This is a genomic window from Luteibacter sp. 3190 (assembly GCF_031456385.1).
Lineage (GTDB): Bacteria > Pseudomonadota > Gammaproteobacteria > Xanthomonadales > Rhodanobacteraceae > Luteibacter.
In genome coordinates this window covers 1,149,889-1,172,798 of record NZ_JAVDUO010000001.1, presented here as the reverse complement: position 1 = coordinate 1,172,798, position 22,910 = coordinate 1,149,889, and the positions used below count along the sequence as shown (strand labels likewise).

21 protein-coding genes are annotated in these 22,910 nt (G+C 67.4%); 10 read left to right on the top strand and 11 right to left on the bottom strand.

Annotated features, from left to right (window positions below; all coding sequences use genetic code 11):
* The first annotated feature begins 60 nt into the window (after positions 1-60).
* Positions 61-549, top strand: a complete 489-nt coding sequence (locus J2X58_RS05305) for a hypothetical protein (RefSeq protein ID WP_310046827.1) — start codon at positions 61-63, stop codon at positions 547-549.
* On the opposite strand, the gene J2X58_RS05300 is transcribed toward J2X58_RS05305, so the two are convergent.
* Positions 533-3,613 carry a triple tyrosine motif-containing protein gene (locus J2X58_RS05300; RefSeq protein ID WP_310046826.1) on the bottom strand — a complete coding sequence of 1,027 codons (3,081 nt, stop codon included), beginning with the start codon at positions 3,611-3,613 and terminating at the stop codon, positions 533-535. The genes J2X58_RS05305 and J2X58_RS05300 overlap by 17 nt on opposite strands.
* Before the next feature lie 160 nt (positions 3,614-3,773).
* Between J2X58_RS05300 and J2X58_RS05295 the strand changes: the two genes are divergently transcribed.
* Complete coding sequence (locus J2X58_RS05295) at positions 3,774-4,403, top strand: response regulator transcription factor (RefSeq protein ID WP_310046825.1); 630 nt, start codon at positions 3,774-3,776, stop codon at positions 4,401-4,403.
* A gap of 23 nt (positions 4,404-4,426) precedes the next feature.
* Positions 4,427-4,792: a transcriptional regulator gene (locus J2X58_RS05290; RefSeq protein ID WP_310046824.1), complete on the top strand. Its 366-nt coding sequence runs from the start codon at positions 4,427-4,429 to the stop codon at positions 4,790-4,792.
* Positions 4,793-4,814: 22 nt separating this feature from the next.
* On the opposite strand, the gene J2X58_RS05285 is transcribed toward J2X58_RS05290, so the two are convergent.
* From J2X58_RS05285 to J2X58_RS05265, 5 genes are all read right to left on the bottom strand, one after another.
* The gene (locus tag J2X58_RS05285) at positions 4,815-5,138 is read right to left on the bottom strand and encodes a putative quinol monooxygenase (protein ID WP_310046822.1); all 324 of its coding nucleotides are present in this window, start codon (positions 5,136-5,138) and stop codon (positions 4,815-4,817) included.
* Positions 5,139-5,195: 57 nt separating this feature from the next.
* Positions 5,196-5,873 carry a type 1 glutamine amidotransferase domain-containing protein gene (locus J2X58_RS05280; RefSeq protein WP_090053448.1) on the bottom strand — a complete coding sequence of 226 codons (678 nt, stop codon included), beginning with the start codon at positions 5,871-5,873 and terminating at the stop codon, positions 5,196-5,198.
* A 38-nt stretch (positions 5,874-5,911) separates the two neighbouring features.
* Positions 5,912-6,967: an NAD(P)-dependent alcohol dehydrogenase gene (locus J2X58_RS05275; RefSeq protein ID WP_310046821.1), complete on the bottom strand. Its 1,056-nt coding sequence runs from the start codon at positions 6,965-6,967 to the stop codon at positions 5,912-5,914.
* A gap of 25 nt (positions 6,968-6,992) precedes the next feature.
* Positions 6,993-7,415 carry a heme-binding protein gene (locus tag J2X58_RS05270; protein WP_310046820.1) on the bottom strand — a complete coding sequence of 141 codons (423 nt, stop codon included), beginning with the start codon at positions 7,413-7,415 and terminating at the stop codon, positions 6,993-6,995.
* A 127-nt stretch (positions 7,416-7,542) separates the two neighbouring features.
* The gene (locus J2X58_RS05265) at positions 7,543-8,337 is read right to left on the bottom strand and encodes a hypothetical protein (RefSeq protein WP_310046818.1); all 795 of its coding nucleotides are present in this window, start codon (positions 8,335-8,337) and stop codon (positions 7,543-7,545) included.
* A 111-nt stretch (positions 8,338-8,448) separates the two neighbouring features.
* On the opposite strand from J2X58_RS05265, the gene J2X58_RS05260 reads away from it, so the two are divergent.
* Together J2X58_RS05260 and J2X58_RS05255 are read left to right on the top strand one after the other, a co-directional pair.
* Entirely contained in the window at positions 8,449-9,291 is an 843-nt protein-coding gene (locus J2X58_RS05260) for an AraC family transcriptional regulator (protein ID WP_310046817.1), read from the top strand.
* A gap of 54 nt (positions 9,292-9,345) precedes the next feature.
* Entirely contained in the window at positions 9,346-9,753 is a 408-nt protein-coding gene (locus J2X58_RS05255) for a DUF2000 family protein (protein WP_310046816.1), read from the top strand.
* A 77-nt stretch (positions 9,754-9,830) separates the two neighbouring features.
* Here J2X58_RS05255 and J2X58_RS05250 read toward each other — a convergent pair whose 3' ends face one another.
* Genes J2X58_RS05250 through J2X58_RS05240 form a run of 3 tightly spaced genes read right to left on the bottom strand, consistent with a single transcriptional unit; the run spans position 9,831 to position 13,713 of the window.
* Positions 9,831-11,330, bottom strand: a complete 1,500-nt coding sequence (locus tag J2X58_RS05250) for a porin (protein WP_310046813.1) — start codon at positions 11,328-11,330, stop codon at positions 9,831-9,833.
* A 14-nt stretch (positions 11,331-11,344) separates the two neighbouring features.
* On the bottom strand, positions 11,345-12,385 hold the full coding sequence (locus J2X58_RS05245) for an alpha/beta hydrolase (RefSeq protein WP_310046811.1): 1,041 nt from the start codon (positions 12,383-12,385) through the stop codon (positions 11,345-11,347).
* On the bottom strand, positions 12,382-13,713 hold the full coding sequence (locus J2X58_RS05240; RefSeq protein WP_310046810.1) for a dicarboxylate/amino acid:cation symporter: 1,332 nt from the start codon (positions 13,711-13,713) through the stop codon (positions 12,382-12,384). The genes J2X58_RS05245 and J2X58_RS05240 overlap by 4 nt, the downstream gene beginning before the upstream one ends.
* Positions 13,714-13,832: 119 nt before the next feature.
* Here J2X58_RS05240 and J2X58_RS05235 point away from each other — a divergent pair, with 119 nt between their 5' ends.
* A complete protein-coding gene (locus J2X58_RS05235) occupies positions 13,833-16,454 on the top strand; it encodes a PAS-domain containing protein (RefSeq protein WP_310047892.1) in 2,622 nt (873 codons plus the stop codon).
* On the opposite strand, the gene J2X58_RS05230 is transcribed toward J2X58_RS05235, so the two are convergent.
* Positions 16,451-17,104, bottom strand: coding sequence for a response regulator transcription factor (locus J2X58_RS05230; protein ID WP_090053461.1), 654 nt, complete (start codon positions 17,102-17,104; stop codon positions 16,451-16,453). The genes J2X58_RS05235 and J2X58_RS05230 overlap by 4 nt on opposite strands.
* A gap of 105 nt (positions 17,105-17,209) precedes the next feature.
* On the opposite strand from J2X58_RS05230, the gene J2X58_RS05225 reads away from it, so the two are divergent.
* On the top strand, positions 17,210-19,294 hold the full coding sequence (locus tag J2X58_RS05225; RefSeq protein ID WP_310046809.1) for a catalase: 2,085 nt from the start codon (positions 17,210-17,212) through the stop codon (positions 19,292-19,294).
* A gap of 78 nt (positions 19,295-19,372) precedes the next feature.
* Here the strand turns inward: J2X58_RS05225 and J2X58_RS05220 are convergent, their stop codons facing one another.
* Complete coding sequence (locus J2X58_RS05220; RefSeq protein WP_310046808.1) at positions 19,373-19,873, bottom strand: hypothetical protein; 501 nt, start codon at positions 19,871-19,873, stop codon at positions 19,373-19,375.
* A gap of 283 nt (positions 19,874-20,156) precedes the next feature.
* On the opposite strand from J2X58_RS05220, the gene J2X58_RS05215 reads away from it, so the two are divergent.
* The 3 genes from J2X58_RS05215 to J2X58_RS05205 all read left to right on the top strand — a co-directional run bounded on the left by J2X58_RS05215 (position 20,157) and on the right by J2X58_RS05205 (position 22,891).
* Positions 20,157-20,321: a hypothetical protein gene (locus J2X58_RS05215; RefSeq protein WP_175472767.1), complete on the top strand. Its 165-nt coding sequence runs from the start codon at positions 20,157-20,159 to the stop codon at positions 20,319-20,321.
* Between the two features lie 84 nt (positions 20,322-20,405).
* Positions 20,406-22,055, top strand: a complete 1,650-nt coding sequence (locus J2X58_RS05210; protein ID WP_310046807.1) for an asparagine synthase-related protein — start codon at positions 20,406-20,408, stop codon at positions 22,053-22,055.
* 59 nt (positions 22,056-22,114) lie between these two features.
* The gene (locus J2X58_RS05205) at positions 22,115-22,891 is read left to right on the top strand and encodes a hypothetical protein (protein WP_310046805.1); all 777 of its coding nucleotides are present in this window, start codon (positions 22,115-22,117) and stop codon (positions 22,889-22,891) included.
* Positions 22,892-22,910 lie beyond the last annotated feature (19 nt).

The following is a 22,910-nucleotide window of genomic DNA, read 5'->3' as shown; positions in this document are numbered from 1 at the left end:
ACAGCCGTTCCGGGAGGAAACGCGGTAAAACATGGTCGACTCCCCACCACGAGACTCGTCGTGACCGTTCGCCGTCTGGTTCCCATCGTTCTGTGCGCGCTCGCGACCGTCGCGCATGCGGACCAAGAGTACGTCGATCCGGTGTTCTGCTACCGCGTGGTACTGCCCGATGCCGTGGCACGAACGGTGCGCCACGACGACGGCGCCGTGTCGTTCGACGTCGCCGGCCCTTGCCCGGGCGCCGCGTGCATCCGGCTCGACATCGCGTCCGCCTACCATGGGGCCCCGCTCCCCTCCGGTTCGCTCGCTCGCGCGACCGGCACGTGGCGGGCGGTGTCGCGGTCCGCGCGCGATGTCGCCGGCCAACGTTGGGAGCTGACGCGACGGGTCCTCGGCGACCGGCGAGCGCAATCGTTCGAATACACCCATGCGCTGGACGGTTCACGTCACGTCGTGACCGTGCTGTACATGGAAGCAGGCAGGGCGCAGGCCCTCGACGCCGCGCATGCCGTGCTCGCGTCGTGGCGCTGGGTCAGTGCATGCTTGTAGGTGGCACGCGACGTCCCGCGGCGCGCACGCGCGCATGCAGCGTGGGAAGGCGCAGCGGTGCGGCAATCGACACGTCGGTTCCCCTGGGCGACGAAGCGATGTCGAACAAGGCGCCGATGCGCGCCGCGCGTTCGCGCATCCCCGTGATACCCCAGTGGCCCGCATCCGCCGCGCATCCATCGATCACGGTGGCGGCCATGCCCTGTCCGTCGTCGCGCACATGCGCGACGATGCCGCGCTCGGACGCCGTCAGGGACGCCTCGATGCGCGACGCCTGAGCGTGCCGCACGGCATTGATCAATGCTTCCCTGACGATGGAGAGCACTTCGTCGGCGACGGCGGGATCCATCGCATGGTCCGCCACATGCATGGACGTGTCGATCGGGATAGGCGACGCCTGGCGCAGCACGCGCGCGACCTCGCCGATCGCATCCAGCAGTTCACCCGTGGATTCGATCCGCGCCCGTAGCTCCCGCACCCGGTCGCGACCTTCGACGACGAAATCGCTCGCCAGCCGAAGGCTGTCGTCGAGCTGCTTCCTGAGCGGGTCGTCGCCCCGCAGGGTGGCCGCGATCGACTGGAACTTCAGGATGATGCCGTAGATGGCCTGCAGGAGGGTGTCGTGCAGATCGCGCGCGATGCGCTCGCGCTCTTCGTGCCGGACGCTCGCCTGCACACGGATCTCGCGCGCCATCGCGCGCGTCCTCGACACATAGGCGAGCCCGACCAGTGCGAGCAGGAGCAGCGCCACGACGGCGCGAAACCACCACGTCTGCCAGAAGTGGGGAGCGATCGACAGCGACACCGTCGCGCCTTGCTCGTTCCAGACATCCTGGTCGTTCGAACCGATCACCTCGAAGCGGTAGTCGCCCGGGCCGAGGTTGGTGTAATACGCCTTGCGCCGCGTGCCGGGATCGATCCATGCCGCATCCTCGCCGACCAGCCGGTAGCGGAAGCGAACGCGCGACGGCGACGTGAGGCTCAGCGCCGTGTAGCCGATCTCGAGCGTGCTCACGCCGGCAGGGAGGTCCACGCTCGCCGAAAGCGGAAAGGCCTTTTCGTTCGCGACGATCGAGCGGATGTAGACCGGCGGCCGCAGCCGGTTGCCACCGAGCGCGGCCGGATCGAGCCAGTAGGCGTTCTCGTTCGTGAGGAACCAGAGGCGTCCGGCATCGTCGAGCGCCATCGTGCCGACCGGCTGCCCCTGGCGCGCGCTCCCCGCGATGCCGTCGCGGAAGTCGAAGACGCGCAACGCGGGCCGGTAAGCCGCATCGTCGAACGCGCGGCCGAGTTCGCCGTCGCCGAAGCGGACGACACCGCGCCCCGCGTTGACCCAGACCTCGCCATCGCGTGTCTGCGCGATGCCGGTGACGCCGGTGAGCGCGGCGAAGTCGCGGTCGGTCAGCGAGCGGAGTTGGCCGTTGCGCAGGGTCGCCAGGCCCGCGCTACCGCCGAAGATCACGCCGGACCGCGTCGACGCGATCGTGTTGACGGGACCGATCTCGCGACCGGCCTCGAAACGATAGACGCGCTCGGCGCCCGACGGGTCGACGTGCAGCAGCGCCCCGTCGCCGAAGCCCAGCCATACCGAGCCGTCGTCGGCGACGGCGCCGGTGGTGGGGCTTGCCTCCACGTCGCCGCTGCGCGGTCGCCACGGCTTCCACGCGCCACCGACCCACCGGTGCACCCCGAGGCCTTCGATCGACGTCCAGACCGCACCGTCCGGCGCCGAGGCGACGAACTTCAGCCGTGACGCGTAGAGGTGGCCGGGCAGGGGCACCTTGACGAGCCGACCGCCGTCGTATCGGTACAGATCGTGGAAACCGATGATCCAGAGGGTGTCGTCCCGTTGGTGGAAGACGCCGAGCACCGTATCCGGAATGCCGTCGACGACCGTTGTGAAGCGGTCGCCATCGAGGCGATAGACGCGGTCGCTGTCGGAAAGCCAGAGCCGCCCAGCCGCATCCTTGCCGATGCCGAGGTGCGTCTTCGGCGCGAGGTGAAAGTCGCGAAGGGATCCGACGGGCCCGCGATGGTAGCTGTCGAGGCCCAGCCCGGTGCCGACCCAGACCGTTCCTTCGCGGTCGACGGCGACGGGGATCGCGGTATTGGCCGTCAACGACAGCGGTGCCTCGAACCTGTCGCCGATCGTCGCCTCGACGACGTTCTCGCCGGCGCCAGGCAGCGCATCCCGCGCGACACGAAACACCGCGGCGTTGTCCAGCGCCGTCGCCCAGAGGCTGCCTCCATGGTCGAACGTCATACGGGCGGCGGCGTGCGCGGCGCTGACGGGGAGTCGATCCGGATCCGTGGCCAACGGATGCGACGCCGAGAGGTCGGGCAGGGGACGCGTGCCATGCAGGCGGTCCGATATCCATAACGTGCCTTTGCCGTCGATGGCCATCGTGGCTCCGGGGGCGAGCGCGACGTTGGTCGACTGGAAGCGCTTCGCACCCCGCGGGAGGTAGACCAGCCGGTTGACGGCGGCGACCCAAAGCGTGCCTTCGCGGTCCACGGCCACCCAGTCCGCGCGGTCCACCGGGAAGTTCCAGTCGCGTCCGATCGTGCGCCAGTGCGTGCCGTCGAAGCGGCCCAGCCCCTGTCCCGACGCCGCCCACACCTCGCCGTCGAGCCCCTCGGCGAAACCGTAGACCCATCCCGGTGGAAAGCCGTCGCGCGTGGTCCACGAGCGGAGGGTGCCGTTCTTCAGATGGGTGGCGCCGCCGTCATACGAGCCGATCCACAAGCCGCCATCGCGCATGAAGGCGAGCGCGGTGAGGTTCGTGGCCACGAGGTGCTGTCCCGACGAGGGCTGGTAGCGGCTGAACTCCACGCCGTCGAATCGATACAGACCGCTACCCGTGCCTAGCCAGAGGTATCCGTCGGGTCCCTGTGCGATCGCGCAGATCGCCGGCGGTGCGCCATCCTGGATCGTCCAGGTCTGGTGCACGTACTGCGCCGGCTGCACGATGGCGGGAGGCACGCCGGTCGCGGCGACGGCGATGGGGGTCAGCCACCACGCCAGCCATCGGAAAATGTTCGGGATGAGGCGTTCGATGCGCACTCGCGGCCTGGCCCAGATGTCGGGGGAGCCGTTATATACCCGAGCCGGGCCCCGGCGATTGCCCGTTCTCCGCTTGCCGCGTCTACCCCATCGGGTAATTGCGTACGCTCACCCTCGCGTCGCCTAATGGTCTCCGGGAACATGGCGCAAGGAGCGGAGCGTGGGCAACGCGCGACCCATCCGGGTCCTCATCGTCGACGACCACCCGATGATGCGGGACGGGCTGCGTTCGACCATCGGCCCGGAGCCCGACATGCTCGTGGTGGGCGAAGCGGCCGACGGCTCGGAAGCCATCGCCATGGTGGACGCGCTGTCGCCGGACGTGACGCTGCTGGACCTGCAGATGCCGAAGGTCGACGGTCTCCAGGCGTTGACGACGATACGCCGGCGACATCCGTCCACGGGCGTGGTCGTGTTCACCGTGTATCCGGGCGACGCGCGCGTCACCCAGGCGCTGCATCTCGGTGCGACGTCGTACCTGCTGAAGTCCGCCAGCCGGGACGACATCCTCGAGGCCATTCGCGCCTGCGCCGAGGGGCGGCAGATCGTCGCTCCCGAGGTCAGCGAGGCGCTGGCGGCACACCGCGGCATGGAATGCCTGACGGTGCGGGAGCTCGCGGTGCTGCGGCTGGTCAAGGAAGGCATGAGCAACCGCCTGATCGCCGATTGCCTCTACATCACCGAGGACACGGTGAAGGCGCACATGAAGAGCATCCTCGCGAAGCTCGGTGCGACGGACAGGACGCATGCGGTCACCATCGCGTCGCGACGCGGATTCATCGATTCATGAGGCCCGAGGGCCGGGAGTTCACGATGAAAGCTGTCTACCTCTTCGGACCCTATCGGCTGGATCCGGCAAGGCGGAGCCTTCTGCGCCACGGCGCCGAAGTCGTGCTGGGAAGCCGGGCGTTCGACACCCTGGTCGCCATCGTCGAGGGTCGCGGCGCGATCGTCTCGCCGCGCGAGATCATGGCCAAGGCGTGGGGTGGTCTCGTGGTCGGCGATTCCAACGTGCGCGTGCAGATCGCGAACCTCCGCAAGGCGCTGGGTTGCGGCAAGGACGGCGGTCGCTACATCGCGAGCGTCGCGGGCCGGGGCTACTGCTTCGTCGCCGACATCGAGCAGGCCAGGGAAACGGTGCGCGTCGCGGGCAACATGGACCTCGTTCGCGTCGCCTGACCGGCGCGGCGATCCGGCGGCGTCAGCCGTCGCCGGCGACGTCGAAAGGCACCACGAGATGGGCCTGCCGCTCCGCCAGGCCCCCGACGAGGGACAGATAGTGCGCGAAATGCGCGCTCGCGCGATGGGCCGCGACGGCATCGGCGTCGACGTAGAGCTCGTCGAGCACGAAGCGCCCCGGCTGCTCCGGATCGCGCCAGATGTCCCAGCGAAGATTGCCCGGTTCGGCGCGTGACGGCGCCACCATGCCGCGCAGGAGCTCACCGAGCGCCCCCTCGCTCCCGGGCCTGGCGGTAAGCACAGCCTGGATCTTTCGCCGCGAAGTCGTCGGTGCCGTCTGGTTCATGGGAAACGTTCCGGGGCAGGGGGCAGTGGTTCGTTCGGTGACAGGCGAAGCGACCGGTCAGTCGACCTTCGCCAGCGCCTCGGCGATCGCCTTGCCGACGAGGGTGCCGGAGGCGGGGTTCTGGCCGGTGATCAGTCGTCCGTCGACGATATGGTACGGCTGCCAGGGCTCGACGCAGCTGTAGTCGGCACCGGTCTCCCGAAGCACACCCTCGAGATCGAAGGCGACGTCGCGCGCGGCGTAACCGTCCTCTTCGGCTTTGGAGAACGACGTCAGCTTATGGCCTTTCACGAAGGGCGTGCCGTCGTCCAGACGTGCGCCCAGGAACGCCACCGGCCCATGGCACACCGCCGACACGATCTTGCCGCCGCCCCATGCCCGCACGACGGCGCGCTTCACGTAGCGATCCTTCGCGATGTCTTCCATGGGTCCAAGACCGCCGGGGAAGAAGATCGCGTCGTAGTCGAGCACGTCGACTTCCGACAACCTGCGGCTGCTCTGCAGACGCCGATACGCGGCGCTCTCGCGAAACTTCGCCTGCACCGGGTCCTTCGGATCGAACCCGTCTTCCGGGACGATCCCGCCGAGCGGCGAGGCGAACTCCACCGCGACGCCGGCATCTTCGAGCACGTCGAAGGGATGGGCGATCTCGGGGAAGAAGAAGCCGACGGTCCGCTCGAAAGGTCCCAGGACGGCGGTGTTCGTGGCGATGCAGAGAACGTGCTTGACGCGCATGGTGGTGGCTCCGGTGATGTCGCGTGTGATGGGACGGGTCAGAAGGTCACGACGGCGCGTCCCACGATGTCCCCGGTCCGCAGGAGGTCGACGTACGTGTTCAGTTCGTCGAACGTGATCGTCTTGATGGTGTGCCGCACCTTGTCCTGCGCGGCGAGCGCCATGACCTCGATGAGGTCCGCGTTGTTACCCCAGAAGGAACCGTGGAAGCTTTGTTCGCGCGAAACGCGCGGAAACAACGGAACGTCGATGCGGTCGCCCACGAGGCCGACATCCACGTAGTGCCCGCTGATCGACAGGAGGCTCATGCCTAGCTGGATCATCTCCGGCGCGCCGGTGCAGTCGATGATCGCGTCGAGTTCGCCCTGACCGAACGCACCCGTCAGCTCCTTCCTGACGTCCGCCGCGGACTTGCCTTTCACGGCGACCGTGTGGTCGACGCCGTACTCGCGCGCGACCTTCAGCTTCTCTTCGCTCCGGGCCAGCGCCACCACACGAGCTCCGCCGCCCAGCAACTTCGCGTACTGCACCGCATAGGTGCCGAGGCCGCCGACACCGAGCACGCCGATCACGCGATCCGGACCGAGAGCACCGGCATCCCGTAGTTTCCGCACGCCGCGGTACGTCGTGAGTCCGGCATCGGTCAGCGGTGCGAGCTCCTCGAAGCGAAGGTGCGGGGCCACCTTGATGACGTAGCGCACCGGCACGGGAATGAACTCGGCGAACCCGCCCACGGGCCCGAAGCCGGGCCAGCGTACATTCGGGCAGATCTGCGTATCGCCCACCTGGCAGTGACGGCAGATCCCGTCTCCCCAACCCGGCGCGACCACCACGTGATCACCCTCGGCGATGCCAGCCCCTTTCGGCACGAGGGTGCCGGTTCCCGCGACGACGCCGGCGATCTCGTGGCCCAGGGTCAGGGGAGGTTGGAGATCGGCGTAGGGACGGAAGTAGCCGTCGATCAACTGGACATCGGAGCGGCACATGCCGCACGCCTTCACCTGGACCAGGACCTCGTCTTCGGCGATCTCGGGAACCGGGATGTCTTCGAGGAGCAGGGGCTTACCGTAATCATGCAGGCGCGCGGCTTTCATGGGGGCTACCTCGGTGTCATGAACATCAGATTCGCGACAGCGCCGCGACGGCGGCCTCCGCGACGGAGACATCCTGTTCGACCGTCCCCGCGCTGGTACCGACGGCACCGATCACCTGGCCGCCGAGAACCACGGGGACTCCTCCGCCGAAGATCACCACATCGCCAGCGCTACCGCTCTGGATGCCGTAGAGCTGACTGCCCGGCTGCGCGAGCGCGCCAAGGTATGCCGTGGTCTTGTCGAAGATCCGCGCGGTGACCGCCTTGTGGATCGCCAGATCGATGCTGCCGATGAGCGCGCCATCCTGACGAACGAAAGCGATGAGGCGTCCGCCGGCGTCGACGACGGCGATGTTGTAGGCGATGCCGAGCGATACGGCCGTGGCTTCCGCCGCGTCGATCATGGCTTTCGCATCGTCGAGCGTGAGCGTCTGGAACGAGCGTGGCATGGCCACGAACTCCGTTGCGTGTGCTGATGTCGATCTAACACCGTGTTCGCGACGGATGCTCGTTAAGCGTGGTGAAGTGCCGTGTAGAGGCGTAAATCCTGGCGAGCCGCTCGTGCCACGCCTCGCGTCAGCGCGTGCAGCGACCCGCGAGCGGCAGGCGCCGCGCCGCGTCGACCTGGGCGAGCGAGGCTGGCGGTCGATCGTCCTCCGGCGTGAAGACGATGCGCACCTTCTGCGTCTTCCCGTCGTCGTCCCTCACATTGCTCAGACCCTCGAATCCCACGAGCCGCCGGGTGTCCGTCGTGTACACGAGCGTGACCTTCGGTGCGATGGCGCCCAGCCAGCCGTCCAGCGCCATGCGGAAGCGGCGCACGCGTGCCGATGGGTCGTCCGCACCGTCGGTGCGGATGTTCAGCCCCAGGTCGTCCCCGTGGCTCGGCACGACGAAGCGCGCGCTCAGCCCCTTGGGCGCGGAGATCGCGTCCCAATGCATGCGCACGAAATCGTCGAAGCCGGCGTCGACGACGGTGTCCGGGTGCACCGCCAGCGTCGCCGTGTCGGCGTTGTCGGAGCGGCCGTCGACGACCGTCGTCGACAGCTGGCGGCCGTCGATCCTGACGCGTTCGCGATAACCGGTTCGCCCGTCCTCGTAGTCGACGTCGGGCAACCACGGTGTATTCGCATAGCGCAGGTACTTCCGCGCGAAGGGACGCCCGTCCGTGCACCGGTAGAGCACCAGCCGCTCGCGCGAGGCGCCCTCGTCGACGATCCAGTGTTCCTCGCTGTAGAGGATCGCACCCGAACCCGGCGCGTAGGCCGTCCCGGTGTAATGGGACGTCGTCGTGCCCGAGGCCCCGGCCGGCGCGGACGCCATCAGGAAGGCCACGCCGAGCCAGGACGTGCCCCTCGACCCATGCCTCATGCTCAGACCCCTCACGCGATCACCGTTGGAAGGTCATACGCGGGGCCGGCGGTTTTGGATGCACGGGCATCGGGTTGCGACCACCCGGCACGGCGGGTGCATACTGGGCGCATGCCCCGCGCTTCCCGCAGCACCAACGACTGGTTCCACCTCCGTCGCGACGCCGAGACCGGCATCGAGAGCGTGCAGGCGCACTTCGAGGGCCATGCCTATGATGCGCACGCGCATGACGAGATCCTGATCGGCGTGACGCAGCAAGGCGTGCAGCGCTTCCGTTGCCAGCGCACCACGCTGACGAGCACGCGGGGCAGGGTGATCCTCATCGAGCCCGGTGCCGTGCACGACGGGGATGCGATCGACGAAGGCGGCTTCACCTACGCCATGCTCTACGTGCCCCAGGAGTGGCTACGTACGACGCTGGAGGAGCGCGGGTCGGCCGCAGCGTCGGCGTTCGCCGGCCGCTTCCGCGCGACGCTGTGCGACGACGAGCGCCTGCGCGACGCCATCGTCCGCGCCTTCGCCGCCATCGCCGGAGCGGAAGGCCGCCTGGCGCGCGATCTGAGCCTGCACCGTATGGTGGACCACCTGTCGGGACACTGGGATCATCGGGCGCCACGATCCGCGCCGGAAGGCGGCGCGGCGATGCGTGCGCGCGATTACCTGCATGCGCACATGGCCAGTGACGTCGGTCTGCACGAGCTTGCCACCGAAGCCGGCGTGGACCGCTTCCGGTTGCATCGGCAGTTCACGGCCGCCATCGGGCAGTCGCCACACGCGTACCTGGTCAGTCTGCGTCTGCGCGCCGCGCGCGATCGCCTGGCGCGCGGAGAAGCCCCGGCGGACGTCGCTTCGGCCGTGGGATTCGCCGACCAGAGCCATCTCGGCCGCTGGTTCCGCCGCGCCTTCGGCAGCACGCCCGGCGATTACCAGCGGGCCTGCACAAACGTTCTATAGGCCCGTCGCCGACGCACCGATGCTCGGGGACAACGAAGCTGACGAGACCGTTCGATGTTCGATACCAAGGTGGCACTGGTCGTGCGCGACGACCTGATGACATGGCAGAAACTCAACGTGGTGGCGTTCCTCGCGACGGGCGTCGCGGCCGGGGCGCCGGATGCGCTCGGCGACCCGTACGTCGACGCTGCCGGCACGACGTACGGCCGCATGCTGATCCAGCCGATGATGATCTACGCCGCCGATGTCGACGCGCTGCGCAAGGTGCATCGCAAGGCGCTGGAGCGCGAACTGGCGATCGTGCCGTACGTGGCGGCGATGTTCCGCACCGGCCACGACGCGGACAACCGCCGCGCTTTCCGGGAGGAAAACATCGACGCCATGGACTTCGTGGGCCTCGCGGTTCGCGGGCCGAAGAACGCCGTGGACAAGACCGTCAAGGGTCTGTCGCTGCACGTGTGACGCCGTCGGCGGGCGGGACCGGCGATCTCGGATCCGGAGACGCTCATGTCGCCGGACATTCCGGGAAACGCCGCGACCTAGAACACCACCTGGGCGCGCATGGACAGCGTATTGCCGGCGTCCGGGCCCTGGAAGCCGCCCACCATGTTGTCGGTGTTCCAATGAACGTAGTTGAGCATGAGCCGCGACCAGTCGTTGAGGTACCAGTTCAGGCCCAGCGTATAGCTCTTGCCCGTGCCGCCGCGTGGCGCGTCGGCGTAATCGTAGTGGTCCACGCGTCCTGCGAGTTCGAAGGCTCCCCATCCACCCGAAGTCACAGGGTCGTTCACCTTGACGGCCTTCCAGCTTCCCGAACGCTGCGAGAACCCGGGCGCCTCGCCGGTGATCATCCAGCCCGCCGCGAACGACGAGCCGTGGCGACTCACCGAATCGGCGGTCCTGGAATCGATGGTGCGCTTGCCGTACTCGTTCATCATCCAGAAGTTTCGATAGACGCCGCCCAGTTCGAAGCCCTTGCCGTGGTCCTGCGTCGGATTGGCGATCGAACTGGCCGAGACCGCGAGGTTGTCGTTGTAGTCGGCGGCGATGGCCGGCGTGTTGTTGATGCTGGTGACGCCGTCGCTGATCTTCTCGTAGTAGTACCAGCTACCCACGTGGAGGAAGCCGTCTGCACCCTTGACGGGATTCCAGTGCGCGCGCGTGAGGTACGTGGTGCTGTCGGTGTTCGACCCCGAAGTCGAACTGTTCGGCGAATTACCGCTGATGGACAGGCTGGCATGCCAGCCGTCGCCCCACATGCGCATCTGGGCGCCCAGGCCGAAGTAGCTGACCACCGGCTGGCCCACGGCCGTCGCCGCGTTGCGCAGCATGAAGGGTACCCGCGCGGATTCCGACGAACCTTCGGTGCCGAGGTCCTTCAGGAAATTGCCGAGGTAGAATCGCGTACGCTGACCGAAGACCTGCGTCGTGTAAGTGAGATAGGTCTGCCGTAGCGCCACCTCGTTGTCCGCGAAATCGGCTTCCACGTGGTAGCCGAGTGCGCCGATGGTGCCTTCGCCGCCGAGGCGCGCGCTGGTGACCTGCGAACCGGTGATGTTGCGCGATTCGTAGTTCGAGCCGGAGGTGCGGCTCACATCGAACAGCAGGCGGCCGTCGGGCTTGAAGGTGAAGAAGCCATCGTCGCTGCGGAACGTGGGGCCCGCTTCGCCACCGCGGCCCCAGCGCACGCCGGAGCCGCCACCCGCCGCGCCACCACCGTTGCCGCGCGCCATGGCCACGGCCATCTCGCTTTCGCGCGTGTCCGCGATGGCGTTGCCGACCTGGGCGTCGCGACGACTCGATTCATCGCCTGCCGCGACAGCGGTGGTCCCGGTGTGCTCCGCCGCGATTGCGCCCTGCGTGTTATGGCCCTCCACCGCGGAGAGCCGCTGCTTCAGCTCCTTGATCTCGGCGGCCTGCGCCTTGATCAGCCTGAGCAGTTCGGCGTTGCTGACTTCCTGCGCGGCCAGGGCAGGCATGGCGGCACCGGCGAACAACACCGCGGCCAGCGCCGGGTAGAGACGGGACGTGATTGTCATGATCGTTTCCCCGCTCAGTTGTTGTCGTCGTCGTTGCCAGCGTCGTCGGTCGACGCGGCAGGCGCGGATCCGATGGGCGTCGACGCGGCGGGATTCGCGAACGGGCTGGCGTCCACGGCGCTGAAGAAGCCGTGGCGGCGCGCCCACGCGGCGAACAGACGCGGCCATGCCGATGGCGCGCTGCCTGGATCGCCCAGGCCCCACCCGTGGCCCCCCTTGTCGAAGACGTGCAGTTCGGCGTCGACGTCGTTCTTGCGCAAGGCGTCGAACATCACGAGGCTGTTCCCGACATTGGCGATGGGGTCGTCCGCCGCCTGGGCGAGGAAGGTCGGCGGCGTGTCGTGGGTGACGTGCAGCTCGACGGAATACGCCTGCACGGCGTCGCCCTGCGTCGACAGTTCGCGGAACGACCGCGTCGTGTCGAAAGGCGTCCGCAGCGAGACGACGGGGTAGATGAGTCCGGCGAAGTCCGGGCGCGCCGAAAGCGTGTCGCTGGCGTCCACCGCGGGGTAGAACGCAGCGGCGAAGCGCGTCTCCGCGATGCCGGCGAGATTGCCGCCCGCGGAGAATCCGAGCACGCCCACGCGCTTCGGATCGATGCCCAGCTCCTGCGCATGCGCCCGGACGAGGCGGATGGCCCGCTGCGCGTCCTGGAACGGCGCGACGGCCGGCCAGCGGTCGGCGGGCAGGCGGTAATAGAGCACGACGGGGGTGACGCCGAGCGCGGCGAGCCAGCGTGCCGTCGGCATCACTTCGTGGCCGATGCCGATACGGAAGTACCCACCTCCACCGACGATCACGACGGCGGCGCCATTCGGGCTGGCCGGCTTGTACACCTCGATACGCGGTTTGCTCACGTTGGACACCGCGCCCACGCCGGTGCCGGTCTGGCCGACGCGTTCGGGACCGCTTGGGCCACCACCGCCCGGCGGCGGGCCCGGCCACAGATCGTACGAGACGGGCTTGCCGGGTTGCACGGTGGAGTCCGCGACCGCGGTACCGGTGCAGGCGAGGGCGACGACGGCTGCGAGCAGCGCGGCGCGAACGAGGGTCATGGCTGTTTCCCCTGGGTGGCGATGATCGACGGTGTGCCGCTCTCCCCGGCACGGTTGGCAAGGGCATCGCCGAGCGCGGCGCGGTCGAGCGCGCCCTCCCAGCGCGCGACCACGATGGTGGCCACGGCATTGCCCACGAAGTTGGTGAGCGAGCGGCACTCGCTCATGAAGCGGTCGACGCCGAGGATCAGCGCCATGCCTGCTACCGGCAGCGACGGCACGACGGAAAGCGTCGCGGCGAGCGTGACGAAGCCGGCGCCGGTCACGCCGGCCGCGCCCTTCGAACTCACCATGGCCACCAGCAGCAGGGCCACCTGTTCACCCAGCGTCAGCGGCGTGTTGGTCGCTTGCGCGATGAACAGCGCGGCGAGCGTCATGTAGATGTTGGTGCCGTCGAGGTTGAACGAATAGCCGGTGGGCACCACGAGGCCCACCACCGACTTCTCGCACCCCGCGCGCTCCATCTTTTCCATCAGGGAGGGGAGGGCGGCTTCCGATGACGACGTGCCGAGCACGAGCAGCAACTCGTCCTTCAGGTAACGCAGCAGCTGGAAGATCGAGAAGCCCGTGGCGCGTGCGACGCCGCCGAGGACGACGAGCACGAACAGGAGCGCGGTCGCGTAGAAGGTGGCGACCAGGTACATCAGGTTAGACAGCGATCCGATGCCGTAGCGGCCGATCGTGAAGGCGATGGCGCCGAACGCACCGATGGGAGCGGCCTTCATCAGCAGGTGCACCAGTTTGAACACCGGCGCCGTCAACGCGTCGAAAAAGACCACCACCGGCCTGGCCCGCTCGCCGGCCAGCGTCAACGAGACGCCGAACAGAACCGCGAACAGGAGCACCTGCAGGATGTTTCCCGACGTGAACGCGCCCACCACCGTGTCGGGGATGATGTCGAGCAGGAAGTGCGTGAGCGTCATGTCGTGCGCTTTCGACGCGTACGCGGCGATCTCGCGGGTGGACAGTGATGCCGGGTCGATGTTCAGGCCACGGCCCGGCTGCACCACGTTCGCCACGACCATGCCGACGATGAGCGCCAGCGTCGAGAACACGAGGAAATAGACCATGGCCTTGAGCACCACCCGGCCCACGGCGTTGAGGTGCGGCATGCCCGCGATGCCGGTGACCACGGTGAGGAAGATCACCGGGGCGATCACCATCTTCACCAGCTTGATGAAGGCGTCGCCAAGCGGCTTCAGCTGCTCGGCGAAGGCGGGCGCGAAGTGGCCGAGCAGGGCGCCGGCGGCGATCGCCACCAGCACCTGCACATAGGTCTGCCGGTAGAAGGGGACCGGCGCGGCCGGGGTGGTGTCCTGCACGTGCATGGCGGGTTCGGCTGGGGGCAAGGGTATGCTTTGTAGCCCGCCACGGCCCCCAACCCCATAGCACATTCCGGCTAGTCGCCCTCCGGCCGTGCGACGATGCCCGTCCATCTATGGCCCAGATCCGCTCATCCCGCGCCCTGCGAATCCTCGTGCTCCTGCTGCTCGTGGCGGGCAGCGCGGCACTGGGCGGGTGGTACGCATGGCAGCGGACGCTGCTGACCATCGACGCGCAGGCCGGCGACCGCCTGCGCCTCCATGCCCTGGCGGTGCAGCGCCTGATCGACCGGTACCGCGTGCTGCCTCGGGTGCTCGCGCTCGATCCGGAGCTGCGGACGGCCCTCGAAGGGCCGCCCGATGCGGTCGACGGCGCCGCCCTCAATGCGAAGCTCGACCAGGCGAACGGCGCGGTGCGCGCCTCAACGCTGACGCTGCTCGATCGCCACGGTCGCGCCCTGGCCGCGAACAACTGGAACACGCCGGAGAGCAACGTCGGGCTGGACTATGCGTTCCGGCCGTATTTCCGCGACGCGATGCGCGATGGCCACGCCATGTTCTATGCGCTGGGCGTTTCCACCAACGTGCCGGGCTACTTCATCGCGGAGGCGGTAGAGGACGCGGCGGGCCACCGCATCGGCGTGGTCGTGCTCAAGATCTCGCTGGATGCCTTGCAGGAAGACTGGGCACGCGGGGACGACGTCGTGTTCCTCTCGGATACGCACGGTGTCGTCTTCCTCGCGAATCGGCCGGCGTGGGTGTACCGCGCGCTGCATCTCCTCTCGACGGCCGATGCCACCGCCATCGCGGGCACGCGCCAATACGGCATGCGGCCATTGCAACGCGTGGAATGGAAGGTGCTGGAACCATCGGCGGGCGGGATCCTCCGGGTCAGGGTGACCTCGCCCGGGCTCGACGAGGACACGATCTGGCGCTCGCTGACCATGCCGCAGCAAGCCTGGACCCTGCACCTGCTCGCCGACGCCGGCCCCGCGACCGTCGCGGCGCGCCATGCGGTGTTCGCCGTCCTCGCGGCGTGGCTGGCCGTGCTGCTGCTGGGCCTGTTCCTGCAGCAGCGCCTGCGGCTGAGCCGCTTGCGGCAGCGCAGCCGCGAAGAACTGGAACGGATGGTCGCGCACCACGCATCCGCGCTTCGCTCCGCCCAGGACAGCATCGTGGCCGCCGCCCATGAGGCCGCGGGAGGCGGTCGCGGCAATCTCGAGCACCTTCCGCAGGGCGTGAGTGTGGTCGACGCGGGGCTGCGCCTCGTCGCGTGGAACTCGCGATATCAGGCGATCTTCGGTTTTCCGGACGAGTACATGCGCGTCGGGCGTCCCATCGAAGACCTTTTCCGTTTCAACGCGCGCCGCGGACTGCTCGGTCCCGGCGACACGGAAGAGGCGATCGAGCGCCGCCTGCAGTACCTGCGTGCCGGCAGCCCGCACATGTACGAGCGCGAGCGTCCGGACGGCACCACGCTCGAGATCCGCGGCAATCCCCTCCCGGACGGCGGATTCGTGACGAGCTATGCGGATATCACGGCCTACAAGGCCACGGCACGCGAGTTGCGCAGCCTGGCCTCGTCGCTGGAGCGCCGCGTCGAGGAGCGCACGCGCGACCTGATCGAAGCCAAGGCCGAGGCCGACAAGGCCAATCGCTCGAAAACGCGCTTCGTCGCGGCGGCGGTGCACGACCTGCTCCAGCCGTTGAACGCCGCGCGCATGTTCATCGGCAGCCTTGCGTCCAGCGGACTCGATAGCGAACGCCGCGAACTCGCCGAGCGCGTGCGCAGCGCGCTCGACACACAGGACGAGCTGCTGGCCAGCCTGCTCGACATGTCGCGACTCGAAGGTGGCGCCGTGGCGCCGCGCTTCGCCAGCGTGCCGCTGGATGCCCTGCTGCGCGACCTCGCTCGGCAATCGGCCGTGCTCGCATCCACACGGGGCCTGTCGCTCGTCTACGTGGGCACGTCGCTCACCGTGCGCAGCGATGCGCTGCTGCTTCGTCGGGTGCTGCAGAACTTCCTCAGCAACGCCATCCATTACACGCCGCGCGGGCGCGTCGTGGTCGGCGTGCGCCGTGCCGCGGGGCAGGCGCGCATCGAGGTATGGGATACGGGTGTCGGCATTCCGGAGCCGAAGACCCGGGCGATCTTCGAGGAGTTCCTCCGCCTGGACAACGGCGTGGACCGCGACCGGCGGAGCGCGGGTCTGGGCCTGTCGATCGTCGACCGCATCGCGAGGCTGCTCGGCGCGACAGTGGCCGTGCGCTCATGGGAGGGGAAGGGCAGTGTGTTCTCGATCACGCTGCCCCTGGCCGATGCCGACGCGTCGTCGCCCGTACACACGGTGACTAACGATGACGATTCACCCTTCGCGGGCAAGCGCGTCCTCGTCATCGACAACGATCCCCTCACGCGTCGCCAGGCCATGGACCTGCTCGCAGGCTGGGGTTGCGACGTGCAGGGCGTCGACAGCGAGCGCGGCGCCTTGCGCTTCGCCGAGACGGACCACGCGCCGGCACTGATCCTCATGGACGATCCGCTCGACGGTCGCGAAGGCGACGCCTTGCGTGAAGCCATGGCGGCGCGCTGGGGGGCCTTGCCGCCCACCGTGCTGATGGCGGCATCCCCGCGGCAGGCCGACATCGAGCGCGCATCGGCGCACGGACTGCGCTACCTCGTCAAACCGCTGGCGCCCGCGCGCCTGCGCGCCATGATGACGCGATTGCTGATGGTAACCGTCTAGCCCGGGTGCGAGCCTTCCACGCCGTCGTCGAGGTCCAGTGACTTCACCAGCACCGCGGCCTGCGTGCGCGAGCGGCATTCGAGCTTCGACAGCACGGCGGTGACGTGGATCTTTACCGTGTTCTCCGCCAGCCCCAGCTCCGCGGCGATCTGCTTGTTGAGCAACCCCTCGGCCAGGAGCATGAGCACGCGGAACTGTTGGGGTGTGAGGCTCGCCAGGCGTGCCGCGAGCCTGGCGTCATCCTCGCTGCGTTCCGACCGGGCGCCGATGAAGGCGGTTCCGCCTTGCATCACCGTGAGCACCGCTTCGCGCAGCACATCCGCAGGCGCCGATTTCGACACGAAACCGGCTGCGCCGAACTGCTCGGCGCGGCGCACGTTGCGTGGATGATCGTTGGACGACACCACCAGCACGGGAATGTCGGGGTGTTCGCCGCGCAGCCACAGCAGCGACGAGAATCCCATGGCGCCGGGCATGGTCAGGTCCAGCAGCACGAGGTCGACAGGCTCCCCACGCGCGAGCACGGCTTCCATGCCGCTATGGCTGCCGGCCTCCAGCGCCCTGCCATCCGCCAGCAACGTGGCCAGCGCATGGAGCATCGCCCCGCGAAACATCGGATGGTCGTCGGCAATGAGAAGAGTCAGTGGCATGGGCGCGTTCTGGTGTGATGTCGGTGTGACGGATCGCTGAAGCAAATGAACTTTACCTATACGTCGCGGCCCTCATCGTAGCGGTTCACCGAGTGGGGAGCAGCCATGGCAACGAAGAGCAAGAAGGTAACGCCTGCGACGACGACCGACGTTCGCGGCGAAGGTGACGAACTCCATCAGCAGGCCGGTGGCACGCACCCTGCGATGACGACCAACCAGGGTCTGACGGTTGGCGACGATCAGAACTCCCTGAAGATCGGGCCGCGTGGCCCCGTCCTGCTCGAGGATTTCATCCTCCGGGAGAAGATCACGCACTTCGATCACGAACGCATTCCCGAAAGGATCGTGCACGCCCGCGGTTCGGCGGCCCACGGCTTCTTCGAGCTGACGGAGTCGCTCGAGGCGTACACCACCGCGCGCGTGCTGACGGAGGTCGGCGAGCGCACGCCCGTCTTCACCCGCTTCTCGACCGTCGCGGGCGGCGCCGGTTCGGTCGACACCCCGCGCGACGTGCGTGGCTTCGCCGTGAAGCTCTACACCAAGGAGGGCAACTGGGATCTGGTCGGCAACAACATCCCCGTGTTCTTCATCCAGGACGCCATCAAGTTTCCCGACCTCATCCACGCGGTAAAGATGGAACCCGACCGCGGATTCCCTCAGGCGGCGAGTGCGCACGACACGTTCTGGGATTTCATCTCGCTGACGCCCGAAGCCTTCCACATGGTGATGTGGGCCATGTCGGATCGGGCCATTCCGCGTTCGTTGCGCATGATCGAAGGTTTCGGTGTTCATTCGTTCCGGCTGGTCAACGCCAGGGGCGACAGCACCTTCGTGAAGTTCCACTGGCGGCCGAAGCTGGGGCTGCAGTCCACCGTGTGGGACGAGGCGGTGAAGCTCGCGGGCGCCGATCCCGACTTCCATCGCCGCGATCTGTTCGAGTCGATCCAGGCCGGCAACTTCCCGGAGTGGGAACTGGGCGTACAGCTGTTCACGGAAGAGGAGGCGGCCGCGTTCCCGTTCGACCACCTCGACGCGACCAAGCTCATCCCCGAGGAACTGGTGCCGCTGAAGATCATCGGTCGCATGGTGCTCGATCGCTGGCCGGACAACTTCTTCGCCGAAACCGAGCAGGTGGCGTTCTGTCCCTCGCACCTGGTGCCCGGACTGGATTTTAGCAACGACCCGCTGCTTCACGGCCGCCTGTTCTCGTATCTGGACACGCAGCTGTCGCGACTGGGCTCGCCCAATTTCCATCAATTGCCGATCAACGCGCCCAAGTGCCCGTTCGCGAACCACCAGCGCGATGGGCACATGCAACACCAGGTGCCGAAGGGGCGTGTGGCGTACGGGCCGAGTTCCCTTGAACCTCATGCGCCGCGCGAAGATGCGAAGCGCGGTTTCCGCTCATATGACGGCGACGAGGCTGGCAAGCGGGGCAGGGTGCGTGCGGAGACGTTCGCGGATCATTACAGCCAGGCTCGCCTCTTCTATACGAGTCAAACCGCTTACGAGCAGGCGCACATCGCGTCGGCCCTCGTCTTCGAACTGTCCAAGGTGGACACGCAACACGTTCGTGAGCGCGTCGTGGGCCACCTTCGTCACATCGACCACGACCTGGCCAAGCGCGTCGCGGGCGGTCTCGCCATGGACGATCTGCCGCCGGCGCCGCCGGCGAAGGTCGCCCCGATCGACATGCCACCGTCGCCAGCGCTGCAGATCATCGGCAAGATGAAGAAGACGCTGGAAGGCCGCGTGGTCGGCATCCTGATCAACGATGGCTCGGATGCGAAGGTCGTCTCGGCGCTCACGAAGGCGGTGGAAAACGCGGGAGCCACGCCCAAGATCGTGGCCCCCAAAGTCGGTGGCGCGACGCTCTCGGACGGCAAGAAGCTGGCCGCGGACGGGCACCTGGCCGGTACCCCGTCGATCAACTTCGACGCCGTCGCCGTCGTGCTCAGCAAGGAGGGCGCTGGTCAACTCGTCCGTGAGGCGGCCGCGGTGGACTTCGTTCGCGACGCCTTCGGCCACCTGAAGGCCATCGCGCTCGACGAGGGCGGCCGGACGTTGTTCGATGCGTCAGGGCTCGACGCCGACGAAGGCGTGATCCCAGCGACCGACGTCAAGGCATTCATCGACGGCGCGATGGGCCGCTATTTCGCACGCGAGGCCAAGGTCCGGATGCTGCCCTGACCAGGCCGGATTTGGCGGGCCCATGGCCGCGTGCAGTCATGTCGAAGCCGCCCCCGGGACGAGGGCGGCTTCTGATGCTCAGCCCTTGCTCGGAAAATTCATGGAGTAGACGATGGAACTGATCTTCCATCCCCGCTCGGTGTTGACGAGGAGCCACGCCTCCTTGCCCTCGTTCATCGGCTTCTGCTCGGAAAGGAAGGTGAAGTCGAACGATACGGCGGCGACGGCGTCGTCGGCATCGATTTTAATGTTTGAGAACCGCTCCTCGTCCGAGGTCGCGGCTTTTCCGATCTGCATGGCGAACTTCGCGCTGGTCGAAGGAAGGATCTTTGCCGCGTCCGCCTTCTTCGCCCGGACGGTGGCAAGGGTCTTCTCACTTGCCGACGCGAGCAGCGGAGCATTGCCGTCCACGAACAGACCCAGCATGGCGTCGCTGTTCCGGCCCTTGATCGCCTGCTGGAATTGGGCGATGACCTGTTGAATGTCGTCGATATCGCGACTCTCGGACGGGGCCGCATGGAGCGGGAGCGCGAGAACGGGCGCGAGTAGCACGGCGAGAAAGCGGGCATACGTCTTCATGATGCGTCTCCTCGGGTACGCGATGCATTCGAATCCTCGGCCAAGTCGCCGGGAGGCAAGACTCGATTGGCCACAAATTCTGCACGAAGACTCACTGTGATGCTGTAGGGGAAGCCCCACGAACTCGCGATGCAAACAAGGATCAGGTGCCGTGTCCGTCGTGCGCTTTGGCGCCGGATGCACACGCCTGCCGAGTTTGCGTATGGATGATGCCCCGCGCGGGGGAGGGGCATGCTACGGTCCCAAGGCCGCATCCGGCGGCGTATGACCTCAGGAGCGTTCCATGGAAAAGCGCGATCAGGTGATGCACGACGTAAACCCCTTCGGCGTCCAGATGGAAGGACCCATGCAGCCGACCATGACCGTGGGTAAGTGGGCCCCGAAGATCGACGACGTCGGCGACATCGGCCGCATCGGCTCCACCCATAGCGGCGGCGACTGGGGCTGAGTCTCCGGACCATCGTCTGCAGGACGCAGGTCGAGGCCGCCTTCGGAAGATGGCGGCTTTCTTTGTTTCCAGGGAGCCCCGCCATTGATCAAGGCCGAGATCGCGCTGTCCGACCTATCGTTCGATCCCATGCCCCGTGCCGACGCGATCGTGCTGGGCGGAAGCAGGATCGTTCCCTGCCGTCATCCGATGCTCGAGACGTTATGCATTCGCGCACCGGGGCAATGGTTTCTCGTGACGCGCGAGCGCATGGCTTCCGATGCACCGCATGACGACTCGCGTGCCATCGCCGTCGAGGATGTCGACGAGGCGAGCTTCCATGCGCTGTATCAGGCCAGCCTGCTCTGGCCGCTTGACTACGTGATGATGGAGGTCGCCCAGGCCGGCCACCGATTGCGTGTCCGCGCTGGCGTCCTCGGCGTGCTACCGGTGTACGCGCGCGTGCTGGACGACCGTGTCTCGCTGTCCTGGAGCTCCGCCGACCTCGCCGCCGGACCCGCGTTGCTCGATCTCGAAGTCGCGAGCCATCAGCTCGCCCTGCGCACGCTCTATGCGGCGCGGCAGCTCTACACGGGCGTGGTGATGCTCACGGAACGCGCCTCGCTGCACGTGGAACCGGGCAGGGCACGCTTCCGCTACCCGGAACCCGTGCCGGCGGCAGCGCCTTCGCATGACGACGGCGAAGACACGCTTCCCGCGTTCGCCGAGGCCCTGCAACGCGCGGTGCATCTTCGCCCGTGGAGAAACGGCAGCGCGTCGCTCGAACTCAGCGGCGGCATGGACTCCGCGACGGTCGCGACAGCCTTGACGAGGCAGCACGCAGGCATCGACAGCAAGGGCATCCTGCTCGACGGGCAAGTGCGCGCTCCGCAGGTGCACCGCCGCCGGATGATTGCCGAGCGGCTGGGCCTTTCCGACCACACCGTCGACATCGCCGACTGGCCGCCGGACGTCGGCCTCGCACAGCCAACGCGGCCCTACGGCTTCTGTCGCGACTTCTACCTCGAGGCATGCGAAGCCCTGTGGACGTCCGCGCGCGAGCGAGGCCGCGATGTCCTGTTCACCGGTATCGGCGGCGACGAACTCTTTCCCGCTTACATCGGTGAAGTGTCGACCGGCGCGGTCACGGGCCCCGAGTGGTCGAAAGACGCGCGCGGCCACGCCGAAGCGATCATGACGCCCCGCGCGCGCGCGGCCGCACGCAGCCGCCCCATGTTCGACGCGCCGGAAAGCCCGGTGCCCGTGACGTCGCTTCTGGCACAGGCCTGCCGCGCGCCCGACCTGCTCGCGCACGGCCAGTGGCCCGTCAACCCGCTGAGCGATCCGCACCTGGCCGCGTTCTGCCATCGGTTGCCGAGAAGCAGTCGCGAGGGCAGGGAAGTGATGCGCCGCTACCTGGAAAGCCATCTGGGTACCGACGTGTTTCCCAAGGGTTACCTGAAAGAGACCTTCGCCGACGTGCTGCCGCCGCTCATCGCACGCCAGGCGGCGTCGCTGGCGACGCAACTGCGGGAATGCGCGCTTGCCGATATGGGGCTTGTCGACGGGACAGCCGTACTCGACCTGCTGGAGACGATCGTACGGACGAGATCGCATCCTGCGACGTCCGCGTTCACTTCGTTTCTTTGGCTGGAGCGGCTGACGAGGCAGGGGGCCTCAGGTTGGGAAACACTGGTCCCGAGGATGCATACTCCTCATATGCCGCGTCCGGCGCGAACAGGGGATCATCGTTGAATTGGGAAGACGCCGCGAGACGGATACAGGCCATACCTCGAGCCCTGGACGGGAATAGCATGCGCGCCCTCGTGAAGTTCGACGGCCAACGCGACGATGGCAGGATCTACACCGTCGTCCTCGATCGGTGCGATCCCGCGGGTCCGGTTTTCAGGACCGACACCAGCGATCTGGCACGCGCGCTTGCGACTGCCTTCCCGGTGGCGCGATCGATCGGCCGCGGTGAACCGGCTCGCCCCCTGGAACTAAAGGCGGGCGTGCGATGTGGCGTTCCTTCAACGGGTAACGGTCATTATGAAAGCCGTCCAGCAAAAGAATCCGATCCGGTGAGTGCGAAAGCGGAGTGGCAGAAGCGATTGTTGGCCGAGTTGGGCGATCTTCTCGCTCGCTTCGGTTTTTCATTCGTTGCTGCGAGACGTTCCTTTCATAAACCCACGCCAGTGGGCTGGCAGTCTATCCACCTTGCGATCGTCCAACATCCTGCCGATTTCGATGTGGTAGTCGATGCCGCCGTTCGCCTGGACGTGATCCAAGCGCGAATCGGCGGCGCCACGGATCGACGCGGCCATCAAGCCACGATTGGTTGCGAGTATGGCAACCTGCTGGGGACGGGACAGCATCGCTGGACGGTAGCAGCGGCCTCGGATGTGGACTCGGTCGCTCGTGACATTCTCAAAGCTTGCGAAAGTACGCTCTTCCATTTTCTCGAAACCTATTCCGACTTGGAAACGGTGTACGAGACCCTCATGCGGGAGGACCAATACGCTCGATTACTCATGCCTCTGGAAGACGTCCGTAAGGCCATCGTGGTGGCTGCGGAAGCGGCGATGAAGTAGCAACATTGTGTTTGATCGG

What these genes read in the sequence shown, in the direction of transcription:
- J2X58_RS05225 (WP_310046809.1), top strand. Translation starts at nt 17,210, where the DNA reads ATGGCAACGAAGAGCAAGAAGGTAACGCCTGCGACGACGACCGACGTT.
- J2X58_RS05250 (WP_310046813.1), bottom strand. Translation starts at nt 11,330, where the DNA reads ATGACAATCACGTCCCGTCTCTACCCGGCGCTGGCCGCGGTGTTGTTC.
- J2X58_RS05270 (WP_310046820.1), bottom strand. Translation starts at nt 7,415, where the DNA reads ATGCCACGCTCGTTCCAGACGCTCACGCTCGACGATGCGAAAGCCATG.
- J2X58_RS05260 (WP_310046817.1), top strand. Translation starts at nt 8,449, where the DNA reads ATGCCCCGCGCTTCCCGCAGCACCAACGACTGGTTCCACCTCCGTCGC.
- J2X58_RS05215 (WP_175472767.1), top strand. Translation starts at nt 20,157, where the DNA reads ATGGAAAAGCGCGATCAGGTGATGCACGACGTAAACCCCTTCGGCGTC.
- J2X58_RS05285 (WP_310046822.1), bottom strand. Translation starts at nt 5,138, where the DNA reads ATGAACCAGACGGCACCGACGACTTCGCGGCGAAAGATCCAGGCTGTG.
- J2X58_RS05265 (WP_310046818.1), bottom strand. Translation starts at nt 8,337, where the DNA reads ATGAGGCATGGGTCGAGGGGCACGTCCTGGCTCGGCGTGGCCTTCCTG.
- J2X58_RS05230 (WP_090053461.1), bottom strand. Translation starts at nt 17,104, where the DNA reads ATGCCACTGACTCTTCTCATTGCCGACGACCATCCGATGTTTCGCGGG.
- J2X58_RS05255 (WP_310046816.1), top strand. Translation starts at nt 9,346, where the DNA reads ATGTTCGATACCAAGGTGGCACTGGTCGTGCGCGACGACCTGATGACA.
- J2X58_RS05220 (WP_310046808.1), bottom strand. Translation starts at nt 19,873, where the DNA reads ATGAAGACGTATGCCCGCTTTCTCGCCGTGCTACTCGCGCCCGTTCTC.
- J2X58_RS05275 (WP_310046821.1), bottom strand. Translation starts at nt 6,967, where the DNA reads ATGAAAGCCGCGCGCCTGCATGATTACGGTAAGCCCCTGCTCCTCGAA.
- J2X58_RS05240 (WP_310046810.1), bottom strand. Translation starts at nt 13,713, where the DNA reads ATGCACGTGCAGGACACCACCCCGGCCGCGCCGGTCCCCTTCTACCGG.
- J2X58_RS05205 (WP_310046805.1), top strand. Translation starts at nt 22,115, where the DNA reads ATGCGCGCCCTCGTGAAGTTCGACGGCCAACGCGACGATGGCAGGATC.
- J2X58_RS05290 (WP_310046824.1), top strand. Translation starts at nt 4,427, where the DNA reads ATGAAAGCTGTCTACCTCTTCGGACCCTATCGGCTGGATCCGGCAAGG.
- J2X58_RS05280 (WP_090053448.1), bottom strand. Translation starts at nt 5,873, where the DNA reads ATGCGCGTCAAGCACGTTCTCTGCATCGCCACGAACACCGCCGTCCTG.
- J2X58_RS05245 (WP_310046811.1), bottom strand. Translation starts at nt 12,385, where the DNA reads ATGACCCTCGTTCGCGCCGCGCTGCTCGCAGCCGTCGTCGCCCTCGCC.